This window comes from Flavobacteriales bacterium (assembly GCA_016704485.1).
Lineage (GTDB): Bacteria > Bacteroidota > Bacteroidia > Flavobacteriales_F > PHOS-HE28 > PHOS-HE28.
The window spans coordinates 308,496-334,219 of the sequence record JADJAA010000001.1; the positions used below are offsets into that span (position 1 = coordinate 308,496).

27 protein-coding genes are annotated in these 25,724 nt (G+C 50.6%); 13 read left to right on the forward strand and 14 right to left on the reverse strand.

Going from position 1 to position 25,724, the window contains the following annotated elements; all coding sequences use genetic code 11:
• Positions 1-9: 9 nt before the first annotated feature.
• Positions 10-306, reverse strand: coding sequence for a hypothetical protein (locus IPF95_01350; GenBank protein MBK6473339.1), 297 nt, complete (start codon positions 304-306; stop codon positions 10-12).
• Between the two features lie 85 nt (positions 307-391).
• Positions 392-535, reverse strand: coding sequence for a hypothetical protein (locus tag IPF95_01355; GenBank protein MBK6473340.1), 144 nt, complete (start codon positions 533-535; stop codon positions 392-394).
• Between IPF95_01355 and IPF95_01360 the strand changes: the two genes are divergently transcribed.
• Complete coding sequence (locus IPF95_01360) at positions 528-857, forward strand: hypothetical protein (protein ID MBK6473341.1); 330 nt, start codon at positions 528-530, stop codon at positions 855-857. The two genes, IPF95_01355 and IPF95_01360, sit on opposite strands and share 8 nt — an antisense overlap.
• Before the next feature lie 75 nt (positions 858-932).
• On the opposite strand, the gene IPF95_01365 is transcribed toward IPF95_01360, so the two are convergent.
• Positions 933-2,246: an adenosylhomocysteinase gene (locus IPF95_01365; protein ID MBK6473342.1), complete on the reverse strand. Its 1,314-nt coding sequence runs from the start codon at positions 2,244-2,246 to the stop codon at positions 933-935.
• A gap of 236 nt (positions 2,247-2,482) precedes the next feature.
• On the opposite strand from IPF95_01365, the gene IPF95_01370 reads away from it, so the two are divergent.
• Positions 2,483-3,208, forward strand: coding sequence for a geranylgeranylglyceryl/heptaprenylglyceryl phosphate synthase (locus IPF95_01370; GenBank protein ID MBK6473343.1), 726 nt, complete (start codon positions 2,483-2,485; stop codon positions 3,206-3,208).
• 9 nt (positions 3,209-3,217) lie between these two features.
• On the opposite strand, the gene IPF95_01375 is transcribed toward IPF95_01370, so the two are convergent.
• From IPF95_01375 to IPF95_01385, 3 genes are all read right to left on the reverse strand, one after another.
• The gene (locus IPF95_01375) at positions 3,218-3,637 is read right to left on the reverse strand and encodes a Rieske (2Fe-2S) protein (protein ID MBK6473344.1); all 420 of its coding nucleotides are present in this window, start codon (positions 3,635-3,637) and stop codon (positions 3,218-3,220) included.
• A gap of 51 nt (positions 3,638-3,688) precedes the next feature.
• Positions 3,689-6,076 carry a TonB-dependent receptor plug domain-containing protein gene (locus IPF95_01380; protein ID MBK6473345.1) on the reverse strand — a complete coding sequence of 796 codons (2,388 nt, stop codon included), beginning with the start codon at positions 6,074-6,076 and terminating at the stop codon, positions 3,689-3,691.
• A 369-nt stretch (positions 6,077-6,445) separates the two neighbouring features.
• A complete protein-coding gene (locus IPF95_01385) occupies positions 6,446-7,042 on the reverse strand; it encodes an ATP-binding protein (GenBank protein MBK6473346.1) in 597 nt (198 codons plus the stop codon).
• Positions 7,043-7,136: 94 nt separating this feature from the next.
• On the opposite strand from IPF95_01385, the gene IPF95_01390 reads away from it, so the two are divergent.
• Positions 7,137-8,966 carry a T9SS type A sorting domain-containing protein gene (locus IPF95_01390; protein MBK6473347.1) on the forward strand — a complete coding sequence of 610 codons (1,830 nt, stop codon included), beginning with the start codon at positions 7,137-7,139 and terminating at the stop codon, positions 8,964-8,966.
• A 53-nt stretch (positions 8,967-9,019) separates the two neighbouring features.
• Here IPF95_01390 and IPF95_01395 read toward each other — a convergent pair whose 3' ends face one another.
• The 3 genes from IPF95_01395 to IPF95_01405 are packed head-to-tail and all read right to left on the reverse strand — an operon-like array spanning position 9,020 to position 11,150.
• The gene (locus IPF95_01395; GenBank protein MBK6473348.1) at positions 9,020-9,607 is read right to left on the reverse strand and encodes a nicotinamide mononucleotide transporter; all 588 of its coding nucleotides are present in this window, start codon (positions 9,605-9,607) and stop codon (positions 9,020-9,022) included.
• 5 nt (positions 9,608-9,612) lie between these two features.
• Positions 9,613-10,212 carry a leucine-rich repeat domain-containing protein gene (locus tag IPF95_01400; protein ID MBK6473349.1) on the reverse strand — a complete coding sequence of 200 codons (600 nt, stop codon included), beginning with the start codon at positions 10,210-10,212 and terminating at the stop codon, positions 9,613-9,615.
• A complete protein-coding gene (locus tag IPF95_01405; protein MBK6473350.1) occupies positions 10,209-11,150 on the reverse strand; it encodes a bifunctional riboflavin kinase/FAD synthetase in 942 nt (313 codons plus the stop codon). Before IPF95_01405 ends, IPF95_01400 begins: the two co-directional genes overlap by 4 nt.
• A 70-nt stretch (positions 11,151-11,220) precedes the next feature.
• Between IPF95_01405 and IPF95_01410 the strand changes: the two genes are divergently transcribed.
• Genes IPF95_01410 through IPF95_01420 form a run of 3 tightly spaced genes read left to right on the forward strand, consistent with a single transcriptional unit; the run spans position 11,221 to position 13,328 of the window.
• On the forward strand, positions 11,221-11,502 hold the full coding sequence (locus IPF95_01410) for a hypothetical protein (GenBank protein ID MBK6473351.1): 282 nt from the start codon (positions 11,221-11,223) through the stop codon (positions 11,500-11,502).
• A 6-nt stretch (positions 11,503-11,508) separates the two neighbouring features.
• Positions 11,509-13,020, forward strand: coding sequence for a T9SS type A sorting domain-containing protein (locus tag IPF95_01415; protein ID MBK6473352.1), 1,512 nt, complete (start codon positions 11,509-11,511; stop codon positions 13,018-13,020).
• The gene (locus tag IPF95_01420; protein MBK6473353.1) at positions 13,017-13,328 is read left to right on the forward strand and encodes a hypothetical protein; all 312 of its coding nucleotides are present in this window, start codon (positions 13,017-13,019) and stop codon (positions 13,326-13,328) included. Before IPF95_01415 ends, IPF95_01420 begins: the two co-directional genes overlap by 4 nt.
• 17 nt (positions 13,329-13,345) lie before the next feature.
• On the opposite strand, the gene IPF95_01425 is transcribed toward IPF95_01420, so the two are convergent.
• Together IPF95_01425 and IPF95_01430 are read right to left on the reverse strand one after the other, a co-directional pair.
• Positions 13,346-13,642, reverse strand: a complete 297-nt coding sequence (locus tag IPF95_01425) for a type II toxin-antitoxin system RelE/ParE family toxin (protein ID MBK6473354.1) — start codon at positions 13,640-13,642, stop codon at positions 13,346-13,348.
• Complete coding sequence (locus IPF95_01430; protein ID MBK6473355.1) at positions 13,639-13,884, reverse strand: hypothetical protein; 246 nt, start codon at positions 13,882-13,884, stop codon at positions 13,639-13,641. Before IPF95_01430 ends, IPF95_01425 begins: the two co-directional genes overlap by 4 nt.
• 280 nt (positions 13,885-14,164) lie before the next feature.
• Between IPF95_01430 and IPF95_01435 the strand changes: the two genes are divergently transcribed.
• The 6 genes from IPF95_01435 (at position 14,165) to IPF95_01460 (ending at position 19,986) form a co-directional block, all read left to right on the forward strand.
• Entirely contained in the window at positions 14,165-15,673 is a 1,509-nt protein-coding gene (locus IPF95_01435) for a F0F1 ATP synthase subunit beta (GenBank protein ID MBK6473356.1), read from the forward strand.
• A 74-nt stretch (positions 15,674-15,747) separates the two neighbouring features.
• Positions 15,748-15,984, forward strand: a complete 237-nt coding sequence (atpC, locus tag IPF95_01440; GenBank protein MBK6473357.1) for an ATP synthase F1 subunit epsilon — start codon at positions 15,748-15,750, stop codon at positions 15,982-15,984.
• Positions 15,985-16,125: 141 nt separating this feature from the next.
• A complete protein-coding gene (locus IPF95_01445; GenBank protein MBK6473358.1) occupies positions 16,126-17,067 on the forward strand; it encodes an ATP-binding cassette domain-containing protein in 942 nt (313 codons plus the stop codon).
• A 15-nt stretch (positions 17,068-17,082) separates the two neighbouring features.
• On the forward strand, positions 17,083-17,487 hold the full coding sequence (locus IPF95_01450) for a hypothetical protein (GenBank protein MBK6473359.1): 405 nt from the start codon (positions 17,083-17,085) through the stop codon (positions 17,485-17,487).
• The gene (locus IPF95_01455; GenBank protein ID MBK6473360.1) at positions 17,488-18,804 is read left to right on the forward strand and encodes an ABC transporter permease; all 1,317 of its coding nucleotides are present in this window, start codon (positions 17,488-17,490) and stop codon (positions 18,802-18,804) included.
• A 258-nt stretch (positions 18,805-19,062) separates the two neighbouring features.
• Entirely contained in the window at positions 19,063-19,986 is a 924-nt protein-coding gene (locus IPF95_01460) for a phosphatase (GenBank protein MBK6473361.1), read from the forward strand.
• Here the strand turns inward: IPF95_01460 and IPF95_01465 are convergent.
• The 3 genes from IPF95_01465 to IPF95_01475 form a co-directional block, all read right to left on the reverse strand.
• Positions 19,983-21,341: a hypothetical protein gene (locus IPF95_01465; GenBank protein ID MBK6473362.1), complete on the reverse strand. Its 1,359-nt coding sequence runs from the start codon at positions 21,339-21,341 to the stop codon at positions 19,983-19,985. The two genes, IPF95_01460 and IPF95_01465, sit on opposite strands and share 4 nt — an antisense overlap.
• Before the next feature lie 2 nt (positions 21,342-21,343).
• Positions 21,344-23,938 (reverse strand): hypothetical protein, encoded by a 2,595-nt coding sequence (locus tag IPF95_01470; protein ID MBK6473363.1) that lies wholly within the window; start codon positions 23,936-23,938, stop codon positions 21,344-21,346.
• An 81-nt stretch (positions 23,939-24,019) separates the two neighbouring features.
• Positions 24,020-24,160 (reverse strand): hypothetical protein, encoded by a 141-nt coding sequence (locus IPF95_01475; GenBank protein ID MBK6473364.1) that lies wholly within the window; start codon positions 24,158-24,160, stop codon positions 24,020-24,022.
• 194 nt (positions 24,161-24,354) lie between these two features.
• Between IPF95_01475 and IPF95_01480 the strand changes: the two genes are divergently transcribed.
• Complete coding sequence (locus IPF95_01480) at positions 24,355-25,530, forward strand: sigma-54-dependent Fis family transcriptional regulator (GenBank protein ID MBK6473365.1); 1,176 nt, start codon at positions 24,355-24,357, stop codon at positions 25,528-25,530.
• Positions 25,531-25,724 lie beyond the last annotated feature (194 nt).

The following is a 25,724-nucleotide window of genomic DNA, read 5'->3' on the forward strand; positions in this document are numbered from 1 at the left end:
GCACCAATACTACCTACGACCGAAAAGCCTTACGAAAAAGCCATCACGATGCCGATCCGAACCACTTCTATCCGCTCGTTTCGTATTCCGTTTCAATCTTTTTCTGACGTCCTTGCTCTGGATCTTAAGGTGGCGTTTTTTACCCTGCTTTTCTCGCTTAGCCTCAGCTTTTTTGTCTTTCACAGCTTTTTTCGCGAGGATCTTTTCCTGCTTCTTCTGGCTGATCCCGCCATCTTGTGCGTACGATGCAATAGGTACCACGAATAGCAGGGATAGGACGAGCAATGTGCGTATCAGTTTTCGCATGATCCAGCAAAGATGATACCTACGAACTGAAAATCCGACGGACCAGCCTGGGTCGTTGAGGTGTGAGGAACGGCCACTGAGCTTATCATACGATACCTTTGTATTTATTCGTTAGACCGTTCATGTACCGCAATCCGGCAATTACCTTGATCATCGTGTGCTGCTTTTTACTGGCAGCTTCTTGCAGGAAAGCAAGGCCAGGCGGTGTACCATTGACGAATGTGAACATTAGCATAAATGTCAATAACCCTTCTTATGCGGATATTGCGGTAACCGGCGGATGGCTCTATCTCAGCGGTGGTTCCCAAGGGATCATCGTTTACCGCAGCAGCCCGGATGACTTTGTGGCCATGGACCGGCACTGCCCTTATCAAACCGCGGAACTGTGCAGGGTGATCGTTGATGACAGCAATATCATTGCCCGGGATACCGCTTGTTGCCAATCCGCCTTTTTGATCCTTGATGGTAGCGTATCCGAAGGTCCAAGTGCACTGCCCTTACAACGGTACAATACATCGTTCAACGGAACCACATTGAGGATCTACAACTAAAAGCACCTTTCACTCTTCCATAAAAAAAGCCCGGCTGTAACAGCCGGGCTTTTTGCTTTTAAGTGATCTTTGGAATCAGTAGCGATACGCATCGCTCTTGTACGGACCTTCCTTTGGAACGCCGATATACTTCGCTTGTGTATCGTTCAACTCTTCCAATTCAACACCGATCTTCTCCAAGTGGAGACGAGCAACTTTCTCGTCAAGATGCTTTGGAAGCACATAGACCTTATTCTCATAATTCCCGTTGTTGTTCCATAGCTCCAACTGGGCCAACGTTTGGTTGGTAAAGCTGTTGCTCATTACAAAACTCGGGTGGCCTGTTGCACAACCAAGGTTCACCAAACGGCCTTCAGCAAGGATCAGAATATCCTTCCCATTTATGGTGTACTTATCCACTTGCGGCTTGATCTCAACTTTGGAAGCACCGTGGGTCTTGTTCATCCAAGCCATGTCGATCTCATTGTCGAAGTGGCCGATGTTACACACGATGGTCTTGTCCTTCATCTTCTCGAAGTGTTCAGCACGAACGATATCCCGGTTACCTGTGGTCGTTATGATGATGTCCGCACGGTGCACACAATTCCCGAATTTCTTCACTTCGAATCCGTCCATTGCAGCTTGCAACGCGCAGATAGGGTCGATCTCGGTAACGATAACACGTGCACCTGCACCTGCCAGCGAAGCGGCGGTTCCTTTGCCTACATCACCGTAACCGCAGACCACAGCAACTTTACCGGCCATCATTACATCAGTTGCCCGACGGATGGCATCCACTGCACTTTCCTTACAACCGTATTTATTATCGAACTTGCTCTTGGTAACGCTATCATTCACATTGATCGCAGGCATCACCAATGTTCCGTTCTTTTCACGATCCAACAAACGAAGAACTCCAGTCGTGGTCTCTTCGCTCAGCCCTTTGATGCCTTTGGTCAATTCGGGAAATTTATCGAACACCATGTTCGTTAGGTCACCACCATCATCCAGGATCATGTTCAATGGCTTGCCACCTTCGAAACCGAAAATGGTCTGCTCAATACACCAATCAAAATCTTTTTCGTTGAGGCCTTTCCATGCAAACACAGGAATTCCTGCTTCTGCAATTGCAGCTGCGGCATGGTCCTGTGTGCTGAAGATGTTACAGCTGCTCCAGGTCACTTCAGCGCCAAGCTCAACCAATGTTTCGATCAACACGGCTGTCTGAATGGTCATGTGCAAGCAACCTGCAATGCGTGCGCCTTTCAGCGGCTTCTCTTTACCGAATTCGCTGCGCAAGGACATTAGTCCGGGCATTTCCGCTTCGGCAAGTTCGATCTCTTTTCGACCCCAAGCAGCAAGGGACATATCCTTTACTTTGTACTTGAGTTGTTCTTTTGTCTGTGGCATGGTCGTATTCATTTGGGGCGGCAAAGGTAAGGTTTGCATGTGAAACCAGTGGACCTTGGGTTTTTTTACCACTGTCCCGTTCTTTCTCTCATAGAAGCAGGAACAACCTTTGGGACTTTCATTCGTCCAGCTGTGGACCTTGGTCACTTCAAGGCGACTTCGTCCCGGCTCAAGGCCCGGAAAGAAGGCCCGGAGTGATCAAACCTCCGTAAGTTCGCAACGATTTGGAAAGCGTAATTCAGCATATCGTATCTGCAAAGAACACCGGGCGCAAACTCCTTGCTGTGCTTATAGACCCAGACTTTGGGCAAGATGAAGCGAGGTTGGAACGCACCGTTCAGAATGCCTGTATGGCAAAGGCGGATCTGCTATTCGTCGGTGGGAGCTTGTTGACTTCCGCTGCGTTCAACAGGTGCGTTGAATTGGTGAAACAATGGAGCGATAGACCGGTCGTGCTGTTTCCTGGAAGTCCTGCACAATTGAGCAAACATGCAGATGCCGTTCTACTACTCTCCCTGATCAGTGGACGTAACCCTGAGTTGTTGATAGGCCACCATGTTACGGCAGCACCTACCCTGAAGGCCATGGGTATTGAAACGATCCCCACCGGGTATATGCTGGTGGATGGAGGGAAGCCAACGACAGTAAGTTACGTGAGCCAAACCTTACCCATACCGCGTGACAAACCTGGTATTGCCGCTTGCACTGCTCTAGCTGGCGAAATGCTGGGCCTACGCACCATCTATATGGATACAGGAAGTGGCGCGGAATTCACCGTATCTCCTGAAATGATCGCAGCAGTGCGCAATAGCGTGGATCTCCCGATCATTATTGGTGGTGGGATCCGGGATGCGAAGACGGCTCGTGCATTGTGTACTGCAGGCGCCGATGTGCTCGTTATCGGAACGGCATTCGAAGAAGACCCGGAGCGGATCTTTGAGATGCGCGAGGCAGTAGCTTGAATTGCCTACCTAGGCGAATTTCACGTGGAGCATTTCTCCGAGCAGTTCCGTTTTGTAACGTGGCAGGTCATCTTTCGAAGGACCTTTTATAACGTGGCCGGTCGTATCGAACGCACTTCCGTGCCAACTACACACCAACTGCCCACCCTTCATTTTTACGGGACCACCTTTGTGTGGACATTTCAACCCGATGGCCTCATAGGTTCCATCCGTATTCTTGATGACCATGAAGTTATCCGGTGCACCTTTAGCTTTTACCATCGTGTTGCCACTCACATCCAATTGCGCCACTGGAACCTGCACCATCCCATTCGTTGCGGTAAGGGCTAATCCTTTAGCACCTGAACAGCTCGCTAACGTGGCCGCTGGGATAATTGCCAATGCTGCACAAGCCTGACATGAGCGTAAAAGAAAGTCGCGCCTTTTCATTTGGTTAATGGTTCGTTGGTCAGGGCTAATGTACTATGGTGAAGCATCTTCTCAAAATGAAACAGTTAAACCACACATAAAGTTCAGCGGTGCTTGGGGATAAAGACCTACCAATTCATTTCGTTCACCATCCGAAAGAAAACCATAACTCCATCCATTGCTCGCGTACAACTCATTGAAAATATTACGGGCCGTCACATTGAGATCAACTTTAGGCGCGTTCTTCCGCTGAAGCAAGGATATGTTGATCCGCAGGTCATTCACGAAATATGCATCCAACGCACGATCGGCACTTCCACTGTTATCCAGATATTGTTCACCCACGTACTTCGTAACCAGCGTGATATTCGCAGAGCCTATTCCTTCGTTCTGCCAAAAACGAAGCCCAAGTTCACTTCCGGCGATCATCTCCGGACTGAATGCGATCGGTGTTTCCGGATAATTCACTGCCTCTTGCCCGCCCGTATCCCAATCATCAACAAACTCGGTAAGGTCCAAGATCCGGTTCCGACTGAATGTCGCATTTCCTTTCCAGCTCAACCAGTGTGTGAATTGTGCGACCCATGTCAATTCCAGGCCAGCCCGATAACTTGATGCAACATTCGTTCGCAGCGCTGCGCCCACATCGTTAAGTTCTCCGGTGAGGACCAATTGATCGGTGTAATCCATGTAGTACAGGTTCAATCCAGTGGCATACTTCGACCCACGCCGCTCATAACCCACTTCATGGTCGATCATTCGTTCACTCGTCGGCCTGCTCGTTGGAGTGGTTTCCGTGAAATCATCGCGATTCGGTTCGCGGTTCGCTAGTGCAACGGATCCATAGAGACGCCCACCTTCATGAATGCGCCAATTCATGCCGGCCTTCGGATTGAAGAATGTGAACGCACTGTTCTGTATCGCACTGTTCAGGTCGTCATTGAATCCCAAAAAATCATACTTCACCGTGCGCATTTGTAGATCACCGAATAGATGTAGTCGATCTTTCAATTTCAAATTCAGCTTAGCATAGATGTTGCCATCCGTTTTCCGCGCGTCATCATCATAATAGCGGAGATCATTGCTGAACGGTCCTGCGAAACGCGCCCAGATCACCTCGCCAAAATGTGAACCTCGGTAATCGCTATATGACCCACCTAGAATTAGATCATGACCGTTGAACCGATGCGAAATTGAGGCATTCACTCCTAACATTGAGTTATCAAGCCAGCGACGGATTATGAAGTCGTTCATCAGCACCGTGTCACTTCCAACTACGATAGGATCCGGGAAATAACCGGGACTCTCAACATTGGCCTTCAGGTTCTCAAAATAACCTTTGCCATCCACTCTGAAACCCGTTAGATTGAAAGTGGTATTGACGCCCAGCTTTTCTTCGAAGATCAATTGAAAATGGGACTGATCATAATTGTCCACTTCATTCTTATACGTGTACTCGTTGTATGTTCGGTTCGTATCGATCACCTCGCGAGGCACTCCTCCCCACGACTGGTAGGTCAGTTCTTTTCCACGGAAGGTGATTAAGCGAAGTGATCTTTTCTTTCCTGCCCATGCGCATTGAAGGAAGTAACTTTTCAGATCGGATGTCGCACGATCGATGTACCCATCGCTGGTAATTGAACTCAACCGCAGATCAAAACTGAAGCGATCCTTGATCAACCCCGTACCAGCAGACATACTATAACGTTGCGTATTGAATGACCCACCACTGACACCAATTGTTCCCCAGGGATCCTTCTTTACACTGGTCGTACGAAGATTGACCGTAGCACCGAATGCCGCCGGACCATTGGTACTGGTGCCGATCCCGCGTTGTATTTCAATGTCCTCAGCACTTGAAGCGAGATCCGGCAAATTCACCAAGAATGCACCTTGACTTTCCATATCGTTGAATGGAACGCCGTTCAATGTAATGTTGGTACGCGTTGCATCGGTTCCACGAATACGCATGCCCGTGTAACCAATTCCAGTACCTGCATCACTGGTAACAACTACACTTGGTTCCAACTCCAGCAAATAAGGCAGGTCAACTCCTGTATTCCTTTTCGCTAACTCTTCTTTTGTAACCAGAGATCTTGCAAATGGCGAATTCTCACCACCACGCAATGCGGTTATTTCCGCCGAACGCATCGTCAACGGATCCGGCATCATAGAGAAATTATAAATGAATTCCTCATCTGCAACGACATCGATCGTCGTATCCAATGGTGCATAACCAATGAAGCGTAAATGCAGAACCTGTCGACCAGTTCCGATCCCACGTAATTCGAAGGATCCATCCTTTGCGGAAGTAGTACCCAGCAAGGTTGCTTCTCCTAGGGTTGCAACGACACCGACCATCGGCAAGTCCGCCTCATCCGTTACCGATCCGGTGATCGAAGATTGCGCAGATGCAAAAGCGCCAAATGTTAACGTGACGATAAATAATAAAGACCTCATTTTCCTCCGTATTGATCGTCGACTTGCGGAGGTGCCTAATTGAACAGGCCTTGATTCCCTTCGCAGCATTACCTGCGCAGGTTCTTCGGGTTTGATCTCAGACCATCAAATGTGATGGACACCCCGTTTGCTCGACGGGACAAATGTACGACGTTGTGTTGATGATGATCATCGGAACGCACTCCGGTCCCCGTGTCGTAGCATGTGATGACGGGACCGGAGTGACAGGCACAGTCCCGCATCGAGTGCGGGAGATCAGATCAACTCAGATATTGAACACATGTCGCGCCGATATCCTAGGCATGGTTTGTCCGAAATTCAGCTTATCCTTTGCTCTTGGAACAGACTTCTTTTTTGAGAAGACCTATGTCAGATTTCCACTTCTCTATTGCCGAATAATAGATCGAGTTTGGCAGTTGCTTTTTGCATACGCTCTTCTCTTCCTCCCTCCACAATAAAATACGGTTTACCGAATTCCTTCAACGTTCGTTCATAGATATCGAAAAGACGATCCCGGTCGTGCGGATTCTCTCTCAACGGGTCGGGCTCCCAGGGTATATCCGGTTTGCATAAAAGCCAATGATCGAAATTTACGGTTCTTGCCATTCGTTCGATCTCGGGATGTGCTCGTCCGTATTTTTCCATACTCCAGATGTAGATCGTGATCAGGTCCGTATCGCAGAACATGTAGCCACGCAATTTCCGTTCACGTGCTTGACCCCGCACCATGGGAGGCGTTTGAACTTGGACCTCGAACCCTTTGAAAACCTCTTCACCAAAACCATGAAACCGGCACTGCTCTTTTGCGATCTCCAACAGATCTGCTTCAATATACGGACGTTCCAATTCGTTCAGATATTCCCGCGCCACTTCGGAAGAGTATCCTCCGTGAAAATGGAACATAAGTTGTTCCGCTAGCGTAGTTTTACCACTACTCTCCGGACCTACGACCGTGATCCTTGGCATGCTTTTGCAAATGAAATAGTGTTAAAATTCAATCCTAGGCAGCGGAAACTTACTGGCATTCGTCTAAGCTATGAACACGATCAATATTAACAAAATGAAACGACACATACTCCTCCCCTTGCTCGCCTTCCTAACATTTTCCGGCGTCGCACAATTAGCACCACAACAACCTGCTTCACTCCTTGAGCATATGATCGAAGTGAACGCAGAATGGAAAACGAACGATACCACGAACCCAGTTTATGACGGTCCGGTATCCTTTGCGAATGAGGCTGAACGTATTGCAACACACCTACACATGGTCGGCGAGCGCTTGAGCGCTACATCCAGTGCAGGTCTTTCTGCTGAAGCATTCGCAAACCGGAACGTACTGCTGGAAAAATTGGATGCGTACGCTGATCGCGGGATCTTTCCTCAGAACATTGTGCTTCCGTTCCGCAATCCGATCTTCATAGATCCAAATGGAACCGCATGTGCCGTGGGTCAGTTGATGATCGAGAGTGGCGCAATGGATCTTGCTCAACGCATAGATGCTGAAATGGAAACAGCATACGTTCGCGAGATGCATTGGCCCGAGATCGGCGAATGGGCGAAGACCAATGGTTTCTCTACCGATGAATTGGCATGGATCCAACCAGGATATGCTCCGCCCATTCCTTGGAGCACATTGGGTGGCGGGACCAACGGGTCGGTGACGGTGGTAAGAACGCTCGCGAGTGGGGAACTTCTCGTTGCGGGGAATTTCACGGACGCAGGGGGCGTATCGTGTATGAACGTGGCGCGATGGAATGGTGCGAATTATGTTGAGATGGGTTCGCCAATGAATGGAACAATTTCCGCTGCGATCGAACACAATGGAGATATTTATCTTGGAGGGTCCTTCAACGGAGGCACTAGTGACCTTCTGCGTTGGAACGCTGGCAACTGGGAAGCACAAGCCGCGTTCTCCAGTAAATATGCACAGATCAATGCTATGCATGTACACAATGGAGACCTCTATGTAGCTGGGTCCATGAGCGGCTTTGCAGGGATCGATGACCTGGTGTTGCGCAAGAATGGGACTATCTGGGAACAGGTCGGTGAAGTCTTGAATGAAACCATTTTCTGTCTAGCCACTCTTGATGGCGATCTTGTAGCCGGTGGCCTATTTGATGGAACCTATTCATCAACGACCCCGGATATCTCCCATGTTGCCGTGCTCAGTAATAATTCTTGGACCCAACTTGGCGACGGCCTGGATGCTCCGGTACATGCGTTGTTGAACGTAAATGGCACACTATACGCCGGTGGAACTCTCTTTGCGAACGTGGTTCCTGTATTCGGGCTGGCACGTATTGGTGGTACCGGCATCAGTTGGGAAATGCTCATGCCGAACAAAGTGGATTACATGTTCCCGAACCAAGGTCCGGCATACATTGGTTCACTGGCTTTGTATCAGGACAAAGTGTATGCTGCAGGCGATTTCAATTACTCAAGTGGCGCGGTCGGTCTATTCAGTTATAACCTGGTACAATTCAACGGAACGCCGGATGACCTTTCACCAATGATCGGTGTGTTGGATGGTAGCATCAATACCCTTGCCGTGAACAACGCCAGCTTATTGATCGGTGGGGAATTCACAACTCCTCACGCTCATGTTGCAACTACAGACCTAACCGCCGCCATCAACGATGACCTTCAACTAGCACCCCTCGCGATCTCACCGAATCCATCCTCGGAGATCATTACGATCCAAGTTCCAACGGGCATGACCACAAATGCAATGCTCCGTGTGACCGATGCGTCCGGAAAGATCATTCGTGTTGAGTCTGTCCGGAACGGCAATTCCTATCGATTGAATGTTGGAATATTGGCGACCGGAAGCTATCAGATCGACCTGCTGGAAGGGAATGCACGCGCAAGCGGAAGGTTCATTAAACAATAAGACAATACGCTATTGATGGAATGCCCTGCATGATGATCATGCAGGGCATTTTTTCATTTTTCAGAAGTGGCAATTTGGAGCGTCATCTGCTTTCGCCAATTGATGAAACCAATTACGGCCAAGACGATGTACACCAGCATCAACAACGTGTAGGCATTGAACTCCATTTTGTAGTTGTAGTAAACACCGAACGCATCGCCGATCGTCCAATAGAACCAATTCTCCAAGACCTTTTTGCTCATCAACCACGTTGCAATAATTGCGAACGCGGCTATGAATGCTTCCATCCATAAATACTCTCCTTCGAGTCCGATAGCACGCATCAATAACACCAGCCCGAATGTGATCAGCCCACCCAACGCGATCATGCCTACATGCATCGCTAAACTCATGGTCGTGATCTTGCCAACAACCTCCGTACGGCCCCAATTCCACCAGCCGTAGATACCCATGGCGGCATAGAATCCGTTCAATGCGCTCATCAACCAAGCGCTCTGTTCTGCATACAGCCAAACGCCGATAGCACTCGCAACGAATCCCAATAACCAACCGAGACGGATCTCTCGTCCGAGCAGGATCGTAAAAAGAATGTTGAGGATAACCGATATCCATTCAAGGATCTCGGCAGTCGATAAACCCAAGATCATTACATACCGCAATTACACGGTTGCGAGAAGTAGACCTTTGCTTTGGGGACAAGGCCTTCAATACGCTCCATTTCCGGTTCTTCGAACATGATCGCCCGTAGATCCATGAATCTTAGTTTGTCCAACTTCTCCATCTCTTCCGGAAACTCCGCAAGATCATTGCTCCAGAGATCCAAAGAGGTCAGCTCCGTTAGTTCACCAATGCAAGGTGGAAGACCGGTCAGTGCATTGCGGCTAAGATCCAACCGTTTTAGATGTATCAATTTGCAGATCAACACAGGAAAATCAACCAGTTTGTTCCGTGCGATCCGCAACTCCTGGAGGTATTTCATTTCTCCCAACCATTCCGGGACCACCTTCAGCTTGTTACTGCCAAGATCCAACGCGTTCAAGTTCTTCAGGTCACGAATGCTTTCCGGAAGTTCTTTCAGTTTCTTACCGGATAGGTCCAACCTATATGTCTTCTCTGGTTCCAGAAGTGCCTTCTCCAAACTGGTATACGTATGCACTGAATCAAGCGCGATCGCATCGAGTAATTGTCCATTCACTTTGGAAACGACCAGCACGAACAGTATGAAAATGACGAGCCTGATGGTCATGTGTTGAGCTGCAGTAGTTTCATTGCGATCGTCCTGTCCCGATCCATTTGTGCTTTCAATTCATCCAAGTTACTGAATTGCATATCGCCTCGGATGCGATCCTTCAAACGTACGGTTATCGATTCACCATACAGATCCCGGTCCAGATCAAAGATGTACACTTCGATGGATTTCTGGGTCTCCGTTGTTCGGATCGTTGGTCGGTCTCCGATGTAGAGCATGCCTACGTGTTGTTCACCGCCCACTTCAACGCCAGTGGTATAGATGCCATCCAAGGGCACCAGTTTATGCTGATCGATGGCACCGATATTCGCTGTTGGGTATCCCAAAGTACGCCCGAGTTGATCTCCTTTTACCACAACGCCGCTCAACGGATAATGGTATCCCAACAATTCATTGGCAACCTCCACCTTCCCTTCCAGCAATGCGTTCCGCACCTTGGTACTGCTCACACGGACATGGTCGACTTCTTGCGCGGGGATCTCTTCCACACGGAAATCATTCATATCACCCAACTGACGTAATAATAAAAGGTCTCCTTCGCGGTTGCGCCCGAACCGGTGATCATACCCTACTACTACACAACGAACACCGATCTCGCCCACTAGGAACTCGCGGACGTAATCGGTTGCACGCATTCTGGAAAAATCCCGCGAGAACGGAATTACGAGCAAATGCTCCAATCCGGCGGCTTCCAACAAGGCGATCTTTTCTTCATGCGTACACAGCAGTTTCAGATCATTATCACCCGGAAAAAGAACCATCCTGGGATGTGGATGAAACGTGAAGAGCACACTTTCCCCACCCTCGTCCTTTGCGATCGCCGTGAGCCGTTGCAACATGGTGCGGTGGCCGCGATGAACACCATCAAAAGTGCCCGTCGTGAGCACCGGACGACGAACTTGCTTGATCGTCTCGAGCGAAGTATGAACGCGCATTAGGGCCGTAAATGTCGGGAAAGATGTTGGGGTTCTCATGCACGACCCGTAGTTGTGCTTGTTGGAAGGCTTGATCACCAAGAACGTGGTGGAAAAGGATCCGAATGCTGTGCAAATGCTTCCTAACCCGGCAAACGAAATGGCGACCTTGGTATTGACAACGCCGTTGAATGCTTCCGGCTGGTTAGTGTTCTACAACGGCGTAGGGGCAGAGGTAATGACCCTGCGGGTACCGGGCGAACAACAGCGATTCACCTTCGGAACGGCTAACTTAGCGCCGGGCATGTACCATTACCGCGTACTTAGCTCCGGCACTCAGCTTGGTGAAGGCAAGTTGAGTATCACGCACTAAAAACGTATGAGCTTAAGAGCTACCTTGATTGCGATTAACCTACTGTACATCTTTGGTGTGCAGCAGGTTTTCGCACAAGGTGTAAATAACTTTTGGTTGGGTGGGTATGCGAATTGGTCTGGGACACCTCACGGCGGGGTTAACCTCAATTTCTTAAGCGGTAGTCTTGACAAATCTTATATCATCCGAGAAATTGATTTTTACCGGTGCAATACGAATATTTCAGACAATGTAGGTGAAAGGTTAATTTCTAGTAACGGCAGTTTCTTAGGCAATGCAATGGGTGATACACTCATGAATGGGACAGGGCTCAGTCCTAGTTTTTACACCGAGCTTTATCCTGAGGGATTGCACATCAATCAAGCAGTTTTGGTTCTGCCGCAGCCCGGTGGTGCAAGTACTTATCTGCTTTTTCATAGCACAATTGATGACGGACCGAATTCAGCTGCATCTTTTCTTTATGCAACCACGATAAACATGGAAGGAGATGGTGGTTTAGGAGAAGTGGTTATTAAAAACGAAGTCGTAATTGAAGATGCCTTGAATCCGGGTAAGATTACGGCAGTCAGACACGCGAATGGTCGCGACTGGTGGGTTTTCTGTAGAAGAACTAATAGCAATATATTTCAACACCTGTTAGTTACACCCGAAGGGGTAACCGTTGATGGTACCCAGGCCATTGGCATATTTCGCCCCGCAGATGCCGGCCAAGTTTGTTTTTCACCAGATGGTACCAAGTTCGCGTATTACTGGGGTGTTCAAGATTTAGAGGTTTTCGATTTCGACCGTTGTACTGGTTTGTTTTCCAATCCGGTTTTCATACCCATCGACGACACGAATGGCGGTGGCGGAGTAGCGTTTTCGCCCAATAGTCGGTTTCTGTATGTGCCATCTGTAGCAGATGTATACCAGTTCGATACGGAGGCCGCCGATATTGAGGCATCTATGGTAATTGTCGCTACGTGGGACGGGTTTTATTCACCATCCGAACCGTTTGCTACAGCGTTTAGTATTGCCCAACTTGCACCAGACGGCAAAATCTACATCGGCACCGGCAATTCCACCTTTCACCTGCACGTAATTCATAATCCCGACCAACCCGGTTTGGCATGCAACTTAGAGCAACACGGCGTGGAGTTAGATAGGTGGTACAGCAACTCCTTACCCAACCACCCCAACTACCACTTAGGCCCCATAGATGGGAGTGTGTGTGATAGCTTGGGGATCAACGTTGGCGTTGTCCCCCCTCTCCACCGGAGAGGGGAAGGGGGTGAGGTGGGCGTGCGCGCCCATCCCAACCCAAGCACCGGGCAGTTCACCATCAGTTATGCGGCAAATTCAGAAGTAGGTTCTTTGGAGGTAATTGATGCAGCGGGCCGCGTGGTCTTGCAAGAGCGCATACCGCAATGGAGCACCATTCATAACTTCGATATCAGTGATCAAGAACACGGTGCATACACAGCCACAATACGCTGGGGCGTTACAAAACTGTCAACGTACTTAACTGTTTTACGATGAGGTTGATCACATTCTTTTTCGTGCTTTTGTTTCCGTTGTTCTTGTGTGCGCAGCAAAAGGAGAGCGACTCCGCTAGGCTTCTCGACTCCGCTCGAAGACCTAGTGGAGTCGAGAAGCCAAATGCACTCACCATGCAGGTGATCATGGCGCAGCGCCCTGCGACCATTCCAGAAGCGCAATGGAAGGAAATGATGCTGAAGCCCGTCAACTATTCGCTCTATCCCATAAAGATTTCGCAAGCGCTTGTAGATACAATTGATGCTACGCAGTTGGATATGCGGTATCAGTATGTTTTTGTTGGGGAGTAGCGCCGAACTTTATTTTTTCACTTTGGCTTTCCCCATTTTGCCGGATTACGTTTGCCATGGAAAATACTGAAGATGGTGACCGTTCCTTTTTGATAACCATAGATCACCAAGTAAGGAAAGTGTACAAGAGTGATCTTGCGATAGTGGGACCGCCACTTGGGATTTGCACTCGGATGGTCCACTACGAAAGTGACATATTCGTCCAACTCGCTCAGGAATCGTTCCCCTGTCCCGCTGGATAAGGCCTCGTACTGATCATAAATTAGTTGAAGATCCCGAATGGCAGCTCCACGCCACACCAGCGTTGACGTCATGCGTCCTTGCCTTTGCCCGCACGGATCATCGCCTTTGTTTCTTCCCACGTATAGCTCTTCCCCTCACCGCGCTTGTATTCTTCGTAGCGCTCCTGAACTATGCTATACTGCTCGTCGGTGACCTCTTCTTGGTCAACATCCGTTTCCTGCTTGAAAAGTGATGCGATCTTATTCAAAAGACCTTTATCCTTGGTCATGAGCAAGCGCTCGATCAGTTGAAGTTTAAGCGTATCTGTTGTCATGGCAAATGGTCCAGAGCAAATATAAACCAGAAACGCTATGCCGTCCTTTTGATCTATTCGTCCAGAAGTTCAAGACCAGAACTTCCCTAGTTGATGAAGGCATTTTTGGGTAACCACTATGATGGGTCAGAAACGGAACTGAACTACCGTTCAAGGTACGAAGCGGAACTGCCCTAGTTATCAACGACCGTTCATATTCTCCTTTTGTTCGATCACCCTATTCTCTTACCTTCGCGCTCGCAAATAAGGGCAAAATGCCTTTTAATCGCATAAAACACTCATGTCCAAGCAGATAGGAAAGGTCGTTCAGGTCATCGGACCCGTTGTCGACGTTCGCTTTGAGGCCGGTAAGGACCTCCCAAACATCTATGATGCACTGCACGTAACGCGCCCTGATGGGTCGTTGCTCGTGCTCGAAGTTCAGCAGCTGACCGGTGAAGACACCGTGCGTTCCATCTCCATGGAATCTACGGATGGTCTTGCGCGTGGCACTGAGGTTCTTGGTCAAGGGAAGCCGATCAGCATGCCGGTCGGTGATGAAGTGAAAGGCCGTTTGTTCAATGTGGTCGGCGCGCCGATCGACGGTATGAAGGAAATTGCTTCCGGTCAGAGCTATCCGATCCACCGCAATCCACCAAAATTCGAAGACCTTACTACCAGTGCGGAGATCCTCTTCACCGGTATTAAAGTTATCGACCTGATCGAACCTTACGCGAAAGGTGGTAAGATCGGATTGTTCGGTGGTGCTGGTGTAGGTAAGACCGTATTGATCCAGGAATTGATCAATAACATCGCCAAAGGTTACAGCGGTTACAGCGTATTCGCCGGTGTTGGTGAGCGTACCCGCGAAGGAAATGACCTGCTGCGTGAGATGATCGAAAGCGGTATCATCAAGTACGGCAAGGATTTCGTGCATAGCATGGAAGAAGGCGGCTGGGACCTGAGCAAGGTTGATTACGAGCAGTTGAAGACATCACAGGCCACCTTCGTTTTCGGACAGATGAACGAGCCTCCTGGAGCACGTGCTCGTGTGGCATTGAGCGGACTCACACTCGCTGAATATTTCCGTGATGGAGATGAGGAAAGCGGTGGACGTGACATTCTTTTCTTCGTGGATAACATCTTCCGCTTTACACAGGCCGGTTCTGAAGTAAGTGCGTTGCTTGGTCGTATGCCGAGCGCCGTTGGTTACCAGCCTACGTTGGCCACCGAAATGGGTGCCATGCAAGAGCGGATCACTTCCACTAAGCGTGGTTCCATCACCTCCGTACAGGCCGTTTACGTTCCTGCGGATGACTTGACCGATCCTGCACCTGCTACCACATTCGCTCACTTGGATGCGACCACGGTATTGAGCCGTAAGATCGCTGAGCTAGGTATCTACCCTTCGGTGGACCCTCTGGATAGCACAAGCCGTATCCTCACACCACAGATCGTTGGCGATGAGCATTACAACTGCGCCCAGCGCGTTAAGGAGTTGTTGCAGCACTACAAGGAATTGCAGGACATCATCGCGATCCTTGGAATGGACGAGTTGAGCGAGGACGACAAACTGAGCGTATTGCGTGCACGTAAGGTGCAACGTTTCTTGAGCCAGCCTTTCTTCGTGGCAGAGCAGTTCACGGGTCTACCCGGTGTAATGGTTCCGATCGAAGAGACCATCAAAGGGTTCACCATGATCATGGACGGTGAGCTTGATGAATACCCGGAGAGCGCGTTCAACCTGAAGGGCAATATCGAAGCGGTGATCACTGCCGGTAAGAAACTGATGGCCGACGCTGCTAAATAGAGCCTCACCCCTGCCCCTCGTTCTCGACTGCGCTCGAACAGCGCCCAAGGAGAGGGGTTACTGACGAACTGAACATGAAAGTAGAGATCATCACTCCGGATAAGGAACTCTTCAAAGGAGAAGCCATCAGCGTAACCGTACCCGGTGTGGATGGAAGCATGGGATTCATGAACAACCACGCCCCTTTGATCACCGTACTAAAGGCCGGAGATGTAAAAGTGAAATTGGCAAATGGTCAAGTGGATGTTTATCCTGTGCTGAATGGTGTTGTGGAAGTGAGCAACAACACCGTGCTCGTGTTGGCCGAGTGATCATTGATCATTACAGAACGATATAAAAAAGGGCTGTCCGATGGATGGCCCTTTTTCGTTCAATGCGATCGTTATAACTAGAATTTTACGGACGTTCCACAACCGCCCGACGAGGCTATCTTCGCCGCTAATTGGTCCTTCATGCTCCACCTCGAGAACATCGTAAAACGTTTTGGTGACTACACCGCGCTCAGTGGTATTACCATGGACGTACCAACCGGGAAAGTCTTCGGGCTACTTGGCCCCAATGGTGCCGGTAAGACCACATTGATCAGGATCATTACGCGAATTACCGGTCCTGATGAAGGCCGGATACTTTTCGATGGAAGGCCCATGGTGGCTGCTGATGTAGCACAAATGGGCTACCTCCCGGAGGAACGCGGCCTGTACAAAAAAATGAAGGTCGGTGAGCAGGCCATGTACCTGGCTCAGTTGAAGGGAATGCCGAAGGCGGAAGCGCGGAAACGCTTAACTGCTTGGTTCGAGCGTTGGGAGATGGATGGTTGGTGGAACAAGAAAGTGGAGGAGCTTAGCAAGGGCATGGCGCAGAAGGTCCAGTTCATCACCACGGTCATGCATGAACCGAAATTGCTGATCCTCGATGAACCCTTCAGCGGATTCGACCCGATAAATGCGGAGTTGATCCGTAGTGAGATCTTGCGACTTCGCGATGAGGGGATCACCATCATGCTGAGCACGCATGGAATGGGCAGCGTTGAAGAGTTGTGCGATAACATCGGATTGATCGATCGTTCCAAATTGATGTTGGAAGGAAGTGTTGGAGAGATCCGCAAACGCTTCAGTACGAATACCTACCGCATCGACTTCAAAGGGACGAAGGTCGTGCTGGCCAATGCACTTTCATTCACCGGTGAATTGATCGATGCTACGGAACATGGCGAGAACGCTACAGCGCGTGTAAGACTTGGTAAGGGCAGTACGGTTAACGATGTGTTGCGTCAGTTATTACCAGCTGTGGAAGTGCACGGGGTGCACGAGGAAATACCTCGGATGCACGACATTTTCATACGGGTCGTTAGTGAGCGGGATCCTTCGGTAGTAACACCGGGCATGACAGAGTAGATGATTACACGATCTATGGAACGAACGCATTTCTCCTTGATGGTTTTTCTGTTCGCAGTATGCTCATTTGGCTGCGGCGGAAAAGCAATCACCACCATCCTGGTCGATGATGAATCTACCCTGTTCGCCTCTGCGCTGCATGATGTACAGCCCATCAAATTCATTACCGCGGATCGGCATGTGACCACCGAAGCGTTCGAGGAAGATACAATGGATCTGCTCCTGCGCATTCCAAGTGATATTCTCACCAGCAGCAATGTGGAACTGGTTTTTAAGGAGATCCCGTCAAGAGAATTAAGAGATCTCCTTAATGCTGAAATAGACCGCGTCGCTAAGACACAACGAAAAGGATCCACTACCCCGGCTCCTAAGATCCTGGTGCGCATGCACGATCTGGAAACCATTGAACTTCATCAGTAAATGAACATCATCAAACTGATCATCTGGCGCGAATTCTTTACGCGAGTGCGAAAGCCCAGTTTCTTGATCATGACCCTTTTGGGGCCTATCCTGATCGCTGGTGGTGCCATGTTCGCGGCATACCTCGGCATGCAGGACAGTAACGATCACCGCGTCCTCGTGATCGACCCCAACCAAGTGATCGCAACCAAGTTGACCGATACCGAGAACATCAGCTTTTTCGTGGACCATACCCCTTGGAGTGATTCGCTTTTTGCACAAAGTCCGTACACGGTAATGGTGCGGTTCACGGATGAGATCACCGATCCGACGGCGATGATCTATTACAAGGAACTGCCCAATCTGGCGGTCCAACGCACGGTGAGCAACGAACTGGAAAAAGCGATCGAACTCGTGAAGTTGCGGACCGAAGGTGTGGACGCCGAAGCTTACCGCAGGGTACGCAAACAATTGATCACAAAGTGGGTGGACATTGATAATGTGGGCGTTGAATCCTTGGAGCAGGAACGCGCAGGGATCGGATTCTTCTTCGGTTACTTCATGTTCATTTTCATCTTCATGTACGGCGTACAAGTGATGCGCGGCGTCATGGAAGAAAAGCAGAACCGCATTGTGGAAGTGTTGATCAGTTCCGTGAAACCCTTTCAATTGATGATGGGAAAGATCATCGGTATTGCCTGTGTTGGCTTTACGCAGTTCGTGTTATGGATCGTGATCACTACGTTGTTGGTCACCGTTGGCTCCGTGGTCCTATTAAAGGATAAGCTGAATGCGAAAGCCATCGCCGAAATGCCAATGACGCCACAAGTGCAAAAGCAACTGCAAGGCGAACTTGAAGCATCCGGTGTGGATGAGGAAGATGTGAAACTGTTCAAGGCAGCCAAGATGATCGACCTGCCATTGACACTGACTGCTTTCTTCCTGTATTTCATCGGTGGTTATTTATTGTACAGTTCTTTGCTTGCGGCAGTTGGTTCCGCGGTGGATAGCGAAGCCGAAACGCAACAGTTCATGCTACCGGTAACGGTGCCCATGATCATTGCTTTGCTGGTAGCGCAGATCGCTGTTTTCAACCCGAATAGTCCTGCGGTAATGTGGTGCAGCTTCATACCTTTCACCAGCCCAATTGTGATGATGGTTCGTGTGGCCATGGGCAATGCACCGCTTTGGCAATTGGCGTTGAGCATCCTGATCCTGATCGGCACGTTCATCGCTACTACGTGGCTTGCAGGACGTATCTACCGCACGGGAATTCTGATGTATGGCAAGAAGGCCAGTTGGAAGGAATTGGGGAAGTGGTTGTTCTATAAAGGGTGATCCGATCAGATGATCAGAAAATTAGATGATCAGAAAATTAAGCGCCTGCTTGGTCGAAGAGATGGAACACAGATAACGCTGAAAGATCGTACCCTGATTGGGGGTCGAAAATTGGCCGCCGGGGCAGGCAGGACGCAGATAACGCAGAAAGATCTGATCGTCGCTGAGAGGATCAGAAAATGGAGCACCTACCTGGTCCAAGAAATGGAACGCAAAAAAATTGCGAGAAGTTTTTTGAAACGATGAGTGCATAAGGCAATGAAAAAGATCCGCAATGCCATCATCGACATCGGTACGAATACATTCAACTTGTTGGTGTTCGAAGGTGATATGCACATCTTGCATGCCGAAGAACTGCCTGTTTTCCTTGGGCGTGGAGGGATCGAAAAAGGAATTATTGCTGATGATGCAATGGAACGTGGCAAGAACGTGCTTCGTATGCTCGTTTCGAAAGCGGGTTCATTACGGGCCAATCATATTTCGGTTTTCGGGACTTCTGCTTTGCGCAATGCGAAGAACGGCGCAGAACTGGTAAACTTTGCACAACAGGAATTGGGTATTATGATCAGCGTGATCTCCGGAAATGAAGAAGCGGAACTGATCCTGGCAGGTGTAAGACAAGCCGTCGCGTTCACGCGCAAACCGATGCTGATCATGGACATTGGCGGTGGTAGTATCGAATTCATTTTAGCTACGGATAAAGCGCTCATGTGGAAACGGAGTTTCGAGCTGGGCGTTACGCGGCTGCGTGATCGGATACCGGTCAGCGATCCGATTACCTTGAGTGAAGAGGAACGTATCGCACAACACCTGGACGATCAGTTGGAGCCGCTCTATGCGATCATTGAACGCCATGAACCGCATGTGCTCATTGGTAGCGCCGGTAGTTTCGACTCGCTTGCTTCGATCATTTCAACTGAACGCCATGAACCGCTTCTGAACGATGCGAAGACCATGAATTTCACTGCCTTGGAATTCGACGCCTTGCGCGACAAGCTCATGCGCATGACACGAGCGGAACGCTTGAACGTGCCGGGCCTTCCCGAACACCGCGTGGACACACTACCCTACGCGTTGATCGCGATCGACCGTGTGCTCACTGCAGGCGCAATACGCGAATTGGCATGGAGCAAATACGCGTTGAAAGAAGGTGGTGCTTCACGAATGATCTCGACGAACTAAGGCAATTGCTCTGCCCGTGTAGCGGTAGGAACCACCCCACCGATCGTCTCCAAAATGATATCACGGTCGTTGTTGGTACCGGTGTAGCGGATAGTGCCATCCATGTTGATGTCAAGTGGGCTGTACGTGTTAGTTACCGTATTGGTGGGTGTGGCTCCGCCGATCGCGGTAAGGATGAGATCGCGGTCGTTGCCGATGCCGGTATATTTGACATCGCCATTGAAGTTGGCATCACCGGGCCAAAGGCACATTGTGCCGTTGTTGTTCTGTTGTGCGTTAGTACCGTAAGTGGCGGTTGCAGTCTGTGTCAGATCGAGCACGGTTGAAGTGCCCAAATTAGAGCTGAGAAATACTGGAGCCGCTGTCATTGCCGCCAAATGGTTGCGGTGCCGCACAACCACGTAGTAGTTACCGGGCGGTGCCTTCATCACCACATCCAAGCCGTTGTCGCTTTGCCGCAAACGCCCATTACTCCAAAGCACATACTGTCCGGACGCGACAAGTTGCGTGGGGTCGTTTTGATCCCGTAGCTCAACGCGTACCCAATCCACGGCGCGGTGTACGGAGAAGGCGGTCAGGTCCAGCCAGAAACTCGTGGCCACTTCGCCACCGCCATTTATTTGCGGATAGCCCATGGCAGTGTACGGCTCCAGAAGCGGAATAAGACCTTGCTGACGCAGGTTGTCGCGCATACGCCCCAAGCCAGTATCGTACGCGCCATTGAGCACGAAGGTGAGCATTGAGAGCGATGTCCCGTAAGGCTTCCTGCGCACCATCACATTGTCGAACGTGGCACCCATTGCAATATCATTGGGTCCGATCTGTGCTCGCAACGCCACGGCGAAGGTGCCAGCATTGGTAGGAGGTCCGCCCAGATGCCACGGGGTGATGCCGTAATTGAACGGATCGGCGCCGAACGAGAGGATCTGTGGCGCATTGTAGAAATTGACGCCATCGAACCAGCCGAGGGTCGCGAGGCCACATTGGCCTATCCCTGGGATCGCTAGGTCCGGGTAACAATAGGCTTCCAGTTGGTAGCCATGATCTGGGGAGTAGCCACCAGGAATGGGTATGATCATCACTGGGTAGTACGGTGCGGTACTTGCAGGAACGGATTGCATCTCCTCAGGCAACAGTCGCAGTCCATTGCCATCGACTGGCGAAGACACGAACTGCGCTGGATCACCTACACTGATCCAATTCGAGCCGAATACTGCATCATTGAAATCGAGCACCAGTATTTCTTCAATTTGTGCGCGTAATGATAGACCGGGCAGTATGGCCAGTATTAGCAAAGCAGCTTGTTTGGCGAATGTGCGAATGGAGGAGCGTATTATTCTCAGGTCCTGCTTCATTGTTAAGGCAATTGTTGTATCCGTGTCGCCGTTGGTACCACCCCACCGATCGCCTGCAAAATGATATCACGGTCATTATTGGTTCCGGTATACCGGATCGTGCCATCCATGTTGATATCCAGTGGGCTGTACGTGTTGGTTACTGTGTTGGTAGGTGTGGTTCCGCCAATGGCCGTTAGAATTAGATCGCGGTCGTTGTTAGTGCCGGTGTATCTCACTTCGCCATTGAAGTTCGCATCGCCGGGCCAAAGAACCATGGTGCCGTTGATGTTGTGTTGGGCGTTGGTGCCGTATGTGGCGATTGAAGGGTTGGTGAAGTCGATCATGGCCGGAATGGTCGAGAGCGCCACCGGGGCTACGGTCGTCACCCCCAAATGATTCCGATGGCGCACAGTGATGAAGTAGGTGCCGGGAGTCGCATTGAAACTGACCGATGAAACCCCATCGGTCCGTACGACGTCCCCATCACTTTGCAACAAAGCAGTCTGGGAGGCAAGCACACCATAGGGAGCGTTTGGTGAGCGCATCTCCACCAACACCCAATCCACGATGGCGTTGGTACCCGATATAGCGAGCACGGCCGGCGTAGTTTGCGCACCTGGATCCTGAGAAACGACGTACTGCGCTTGTGAATACGGTTCAACCAAGGGGACCAGTCCGGCAGCACGGAGGTCATCGCGCATGAGACCACTGGGTTGATCGTAGGGACCGCCGAGGCGGACCTTGATGAATACCGGTAGCGTGACGTTTGTGGAGATGAACTCCCATAGATCATTAGCATATTGACCTCCGGCCGAACCTGTTGCCGCAAAACCGCGAGCGCCAGAACTGGCTCCTTTTGCCGTATAGCGTGCACCTCCGCCATAGGCCGACTGGCCCTGCCACGAGTTGGTCACTGGATCGTATCGCACAAAAACAGCGTCCGTGCCGGAAGTGCCGTTCTGACCACAGCCGATGAACCCGAGACCGCCCATACTGAAGGCGAAGGCGCCATTGCGTGGGCTCGCTGGTATCGAGGCCCTCTGCGTCCATGTATCAGCGCTGGGATCGTAAGCCCATAGATCATTCAGATTGTAGCCGGTAGTGGGACCGTTGATCCCGCAAGCCACATAACCACGATCACCGATAGTGAAAGCCACGGCCCTTGACCGGCCCAAGCCGGGGATCGGTGCGCGTTGAGACCATTGATCGGCATCGGGATCATAACACCAGAGGTCCGCGTACTTGTTTCCCGATGCCTCACCGGTGCCCATATAGGCTCGGTTGCCTACAGTGAATGCAACGGCGTAATTGCGGGAGGGGCCCGGGAACGAAGCGCATTGGGTCCAGGTATCGGTGGCGGGGTCGTATCGCCAGAGGTCGTTGAGGAACGCACTGGATCTTACGCCCCCTCCTACAAAGCACTTGTCACGTAGGGAGAAGGCGTAGGCCGTGTGGCGCTCGAGCCCGGGAAAACCAGAACGCTGCGCCCATATCCCGGTCGCCGGATCGTAGCTCCACCAGTCGCCAAGACTCTCGAAGGAATTGAAGCCCGTGCCGAAATAACAAACACCGTTGGCGCTCGTGGAAACGGCGCTGGAGCGACCGAGGCCGGTGAGGTTGGCTTTGCGCAACCAGGTTCCCGCCCCGATGTCGTAGCGCCAGAGGTCGCCCCGATAGCCTCCACTCTCACCACCGACCATATAGAACGCGTTGTCCAGCGCGAAAGCCATGGCACCTCGGCGCACGAAGAGCGGTTCATCCGCCAGTTGGGTCCAGCTGTTCAATAGCGGATCATAACGCCACAAGTCGTTTTCGATCGGTCCCGCCTGCGCTTCGCCCGTGGCGAGATAGCCCTTTCCATTGATGGCGGCCACGGCCGCACGTGTACGGCCTCCTCCAGTAAAATCAGCCCGCTGGGTCCACACATTGGTAATTGGATCATAGGACCAGAAGTCGGACTTCCTACCCGTACCATCATTGCCTGTGCCGACGTAACCGGTGCTACCAATAGCGAAGCCGATGGCATTGTAGCGCGCCGTGCCGCCGAAATCCGCACGCTGGAGCCACGTATCCAATGCAGGGTCGTACTGCCAGCAATCCCTGAAGAAAGTTCCATTCCACGCAGTTAATCCGGCACAGAGGTAGCCTTTGGCACCAATGGTGAAACCGACGGCATCATACCGCGCCCCACCCGGGAATGCCGCTTTGGGTGTCCATGTATCAGCGACGGGGTCGTACTCCCATACATCAGACAAGGCGGTAGTGCTGTATCCTGTACACAAATAACCCTTCCCGCCAACAGCGAAGCCCACCGCGTACGAACGTGCCGCACCGGGGCAATGAGCCTTTTCAGTCCAAGTATCTAGGGCCGGGTCGTACTCCCACACATCATTGAGCGGAGTACCGGTCGAATAACCTCCGACCACATAGCTTTTCCCCGCGATCGCGAAGGATACCGCGTTCGCCCGGGCGGAAGCCTCTTGCATGATCGGTGTGGCTCGGCCCAAGGCATTGCGTTGTACCCATGTGTTCGGTTGCCCCTCCGCCTGGCATACGTACGTTGCGTAGAGAACAAGGGTGAAGGCAAGGCGGGTTAGACGATGGGAAATAAGCATGTGCATGTATTTGTTTGTAAGCGGACCACGGTTCTCGAACCTCCGAATGAGTTGTTTAAATGGTTCGCTAGGATCGAGCTTTTATGGCCACTGCTGTACCCGCGTTGCCGTTGGTACCACACCACCAATGGTTTGTAAAATGATATCGCGATCGTTGTTCGTTCCTGTGTAATGTATTACGCCATCCATGTTGATGTCGAGTGGGCTGTAGACGTTGTTCATTTTATCAGTTTACGAGGACCATATTAAACGATCAAGGAGCGGTTCATTAATGTGGTTCTCTCCTAAACTTCCTCAATTCATGCACGAGATCGCCATAAAGACGGACGATGACCGAATAGGTTGCCGGATCCTGGAGTTTCCAAAAGATCCTGAATAACCTAAAGGTGCCATCTTTGCCTCCATACCTTTCCGCCATGGCCAAAATACTAGTGATCGATGATGAAAAAGCAATTCGCTACGCGCTGAAGGAGATCCTTGAGCACGAAAAACACGTTGTTGAAGAGGCCGAGGACGGTTCGTCCGGTGTGGACAAGGCCAAGAAAGGCAAGTTCGACCTGGTGCTCTGCGATATCAAAATGCCCAAAATGGATGGTATCGAGGTATTGGAGAAACTACAGGCTTTGGATCCGGACCTACCCGTGGTGATGATCAGTGGGCATGGATCCATTGATACGGCCGTTGATGCACTGAAAAAAGGCGCTTTCGATTTTATTCAGAAACCACCGGATATCAACCGCATTCTGGTGAGCGTTCGGAATGCGTTGGATCGTGGCGACCTGGTAGCAGAAACCAAAGTACTACGCACCAAAGCAGGCAAAAGCAAAGGCAACGGTGTGCAAATGGTGGGCGAAAGCAAAGCACTGGAAACCATTCGGGAGATGATCGAGAAGGTGGCCCCAAGCGATGCACGCGTGTTGATCACAGGTGGCAATGGAGCCGGCAAGGAAGGTGTGGCCCGCATGCTGCACGAGAAGAGTCAACGCGCAAAGGGTCCTTTCATTGAAGTGAATTGTGCCGCGATACCCGGCGAATTGATCGAAAGCGAACTATTCGGGCACATCAAAGGGAGTTTTACAAGCGCCATCAAGGACAGAAAAGGCAAATTTGAATTGGCCACGGGTGGTACTCTTTTCTTGGATGAAGTGGGCGATATGAGCCTTGCAGCGCAAGCCAAGGTGCTGCGTGCCTTACAGGAAAGCCGTATTACGCCCGTGGGTGGCGATAAGGACGTGAAGGTAGATGTGCGGGTAATAGCGGCGACGAACAAGGACGTAAAAAAGGAGATCGCTGAAGGAAATTTCCGCGAAGACCTGTATCACCGGCTAAGCGTAATCCCCATTCATGTTCCAAGTCTAAGTGAGCGCATTGATGATATCCCGCTGCTGGCCGAGCATTTCATTGAGCAGATCTGTACCGAACAAGGGATCGCACCCAAAAAGATCGCGGAGAAAGCCATAAAGGAGCTCCAAAAATTGCCGTGGACCGGAAATGTGAGGGAATTAAGGAACGTAATTGAGCGATTGGTGATCCTTTCCGGAAAAGAGATCACAGAAAGTGACGTGCGATCCTATGCGGTCCCAAAAGCGTGATCGTAGCGACAGATCGACACTACTCTAGATATAAAATACTGATCATCAATCACTTGTTCATCAGTTCGCTTTCCGCCGAGTCACTGTTATTGTTGCGTTTCCAACGTCCGCAGGTTGAACAAAAAGTACTTTTTGGGATAAAAGCAGCGTTACCGGAGGCAACCTTCGTCTAATGGTCTCGTCCTATTACATGG

Excerpts from the sequence above, each read along its gene's own strand:
- IPF95_01350 (MBK6473339.1), bottom strand. The coding sequence starts at position 306 with ATGCGAAAACTGATACGCACATTGCTCGTCCTATCCCTGCTATTCGTG.
- IPF95_01355 (MBK6473340.1), bottom strand. The coding sequence starts at position 535 with ATGTTCACATTCGTCAATGGTACACCGCCTGGCCTTGCTTTCCTGCAA.
- IPF95_01365 (MBK6473342.1), bottom strand. The coding sequence starts at position 2,246 with ATGCCACAGACAAAAGAACAACTCAAGTACAAAGTAAAGGATATGTCC.
- IPF95_01375 (MBK6473344.1), bottom strand. The coding sequence starts at position 3,637 with ATGAAAAGGCGCGACTTTCTTTTACGCTCATGTCAGGCTTGTGCAGCA.
- IPF95_01380 (MBK6473345.1), bottom strand. The coding sequence starts at position 6,076 with ATGAGGTCTTTATTATTTATCGTCACGTTAACATTTGGCGCTTTTGCA.
- IPF95_01385 (MBK6473346.1), bottom strand. The coding sequence starts at position 7,042 with ATGCCAAGGATCACGGTCGTAGGTCCGGAGAGTAGTGGTAAAACTACG.
- IPF95_01390 (MBK6473347.1), top strand. The coding sequence starts at position 7,137 with ATGAAACGACACATACTCCTCCCCTTGCTCGCCTTCCTAACATTTTCC.
- IPF95_01400 (MBK6473349.1), bottom strand. The coding sequence starts at position 10,212 with ATGACCATCAGGCTCGTCATTTTCATACTGTTCGTGCTGGTCGTTTCC.
- IPF95_01405 (MBK6473350.1), bottom strand. The coding sequence starts at position 11,150 with ATGCGCGTTCATACTTCGCTCGAGACGATCAAGCAAGTTCGTCGTCCG.
- IPF95_01415 (MBK6473352.1), top strand. The coding sequence starts at position 11,509 with ATGAGCTTAAGAGCTACCTTGATTGCGATTAACCTACTGTACATCTTT.
- IPF95_01420 (MBK6473353.1), top strand. The coding sequence starts at position 13,017 with ATGAGGTTGATCACATTCTTTTTCGTGCTTTTGTTTCCGTTGTTCTTG.
- IPF95_01425 (MBK6473354.1), bottom strand. The coding sequence starts at position 13,642 with ATGACGTCAACGCTGGTGTGGCGTGGAGCTGCCATTCGGGATCTTCAA.
- IPF95_01430 (MBK6473355.1), bottom strand. The coding sequence starts at position 13,884 with ATGACAACAGATACGCTTAAACTTCAACTGATCGAGCGCTTGCTCATG.
- IPF95_01435 (MBK6473356.1), top strand. The coding sequence starts at position 14,165 with ATGTCCAAGCAGATAGGAAAGGTCGTTCAGGTCATCGGACCCGTTGTC.
- atpC (MBK6473357.1), top strand. The coding sequence starts at position 15,748 with ATGAAAGTAGAGATCATCACTCCGGATAAGGAACTCTTCAAAGGAGAA.
- IPF95_01445 (MBK6473358.1), top strand. The coding sequence starts at position 16,126 with ATGCTCCACCTCGAGAACATCGTAAAACGTTTTGGTGACTACACCGCG.
- IPF95_01450 (MBK6473359.1), top strand. The coding sequence starts at position 17,083 with ATGGAACGAACGCATTTCTCCTTGATGGTTTTTCTGTTCGCAGTATGC.
- IPF95_01455 (MBK6473360.1), top strand. The coding sequence starts at position 17,488 with ATGAACATCATCAAACTGATCATCTGGCGCGAATTCTTTACGCGAGTG.
- IPF95_01460 (MBK6473361.1), top strand. The coding sequence starts at position 19,063 with ATGAAAAAGATCCGCAATGCCATCATCGACATCGGTACGAATACATTC.
- IPF95_01465 (MBK6473362.1), bottom strand. The coding sequence starts at position 21,341 with ATGAAGCAGGACCTGAGAATAATACGCTCCTCCATTCGCACATTCGCC.
- IPF95_01470 (MBK6473363.1), bottom strand. The coding sequence starts at position 23,938 with ATGCTTATTTCCCATCGTCTAACCCGCCTTGCCTTCACCCTTGTTCTC.
- IPF95_01475 (MBK6473364.1), bottom strand. The coding sequence starts at position 24,160 with ATGAACAACGTCTACAGCCCACTCGACATCAACATGGATGGCGTAATA.
- IPF95_01480 (MBK6473365.1), top strand. The coding sequence starts at position 24,355 with ATGGCCAAAATACTAGTGATCGATGATGAAAAAGCAATTCGCTACGCG.